Genomic DNA, 1,688 nt, shown 5'->3' with positions numbered 1-1,688 from the left:
TAAAGAATTACAAATATCGTAAAATTTCATGTGTTTTTGCTTCACAAAATTGCGCTGAAATACTTAAACTTGTAAAAAACTGTATGGGTAAAGTGCACCCTACTGATTTTAACACCATGCTCTCTTTTAGTAACTGCTCAGCTGTTTGTTCAGGCCAATGCCAATAGCAAACGCTGCAGGTAAGCCTGCGTATGTTAAAATTAGTTTACCCGATGCCTTACCCAATTTACGTACGACCCTAACCCTATCCAGAAATGGAAAACAACGACCTATTAGAACAGGCTAAGAAATATGGCTTTGTTCAGGACCAGCAAGTATGGCTTAAGCCCTTTATGAATTATCCTGCCAGACAGGTGGGTGATGTAAAAGAGTCTGAAGATGACTCGCTGGTATACTTCGCCAAGCGTTTCGAAATGTTCCAGGAAAAGGTGAACGGCCTGCTGGAGCGTATCGCAACCTCAGAGAACAAAGGCTCTTTCCTGATGAAAGTGCTGCACATGAAAGAGCAGGTAGGTAACTTTGATGCCCTCGGTGATTTTGAGCAAGTTTACCATACGCTAAGCAAAGCCGAGGAAGAGATCAACGATACCATTAAGCAGAACCGTGAGAAGAACCTTAGTATCAAGGTAAGCCTGATACAGGAGGCCGAAGCGCACAGCGAGAGCATTGAGTGGAAAGAAGCAACAGACAAGCTGAAGGAACTGCGTACCACCTGGATCAAGACAGGCCCGGTAGAAAAAGAACTTACCGACGAAATAGAAGAGCGCTTCAGAAATGCAGTAGAGAACTTCTTTGAGCGTAAGAAGAACTTCTTTGAAGATAAGAAGCGGATGCAGAACCGCACGTATGAGCGGTACAGAGACTTAATCAACCAATCATACGCGTTACAAAATTCCGAAGATTGGGAGGCAACCACTGCAAAACTGAAACAACTGCAGAACCAGTGGAAAGAAGTAGGCGGCACGCTATCCCGTAATGCCATGACCAAAATGTGGGGTGACTTCAGAAAAGCACACAACCACTTTTTTGAAAGGCTGAAGAACAAGATACAGAAAGAGAAGTCTGCCTCGCGCGAGCAGTTTTACGAGCAGAACTATGAAGGCAAGCAAAATCTTGCCGCCGAAGCTGAGCGCCTGTTACAGGAGCGCAGTTTAGGGGAGGCCGTTAAGCGTGCCAAAGAACTGCAGGCTGAGTGGAAGAAGCTAGGCCCGGTACGCCCTGAGGTTTCTGACGCCGTGTGGGAGCGCTTCATTAAAGCATGCGACCGTGTGTTTGAGATGAGCAGCTTAGAACACTATATCCGCAAGCGCCAACAGGCTACAGAAGAGACATACTCTGAGATAGACGGCCTTCAGGCCAGAATTAATGCCCTGCGTGAGTTCATTAAATCTGACCGTAATGAGCTTGAGCTGCTGGAGGCTAACCTTGAAAAGTTAAACGATTCATCAAACAACGAATCATTCCGAAATATGCTGAAGGGCAAAATCAGAAACTTTAACCGCAAGATAGGTACCAAAACTGCCATGATCGAGATGTTTCAAAGCCAGCTAAGCGCTATTTCTCGTTAAAGAACAATTATACTTACTACACAAAAAGAAGCCTTCTGCAGCAGCAAAAGGCTTCTTTTATTTTAAACAGCTCCTAAAGCCTGCATCCTATGCACCTTATGTTATTGAAGCAGAAAATAG

1 protein-coding gene is annotated in these 1,688 nt (G+C 44.8%); it reads left to right on the top strand.

The features are described 5' to 3' along the window. Positions 1-254: 254 nt before the first annotated feature. The gene (locus tag ACFQ2O_RS21535) at positions 255-1,568 is read left to right on the top strand and encodes a DUF349 domain-containing protein (protein ID WP_377532947.1); all 1,314 of its coding nucleotides are present in this window, start codon (positions 255-257) and stop codon (positions 1,566-1,568) included. Positions 1,569-1,688: the final 120 nt, after the last annotated feature.

This window comes from Pontibacter rugosus (assembly GCF_042678745.1).
GTDB classification, from domain to species: domain Bacteria; phylum Bacteroidota; class Bacteroidia; order Cytophagales; family Hymenobacteraceae; genus Pontibacter; species Pontibacter rugosus.
Note: the sequence above shows the minus strand (reverse complement) of the source record. Positions and strands in the feature narration are given on the sequence as shown.

Bases quoted from the DNA above. Each gene is read 5' to 3' on its own strand.
- ACFQ2O_RS21535 (WP_377532947.1), top strand. From the start codon at position 255: ATGGAAAACAACGACCTATTAGAACAGGCTAAGAAATATGGCTTTGTT.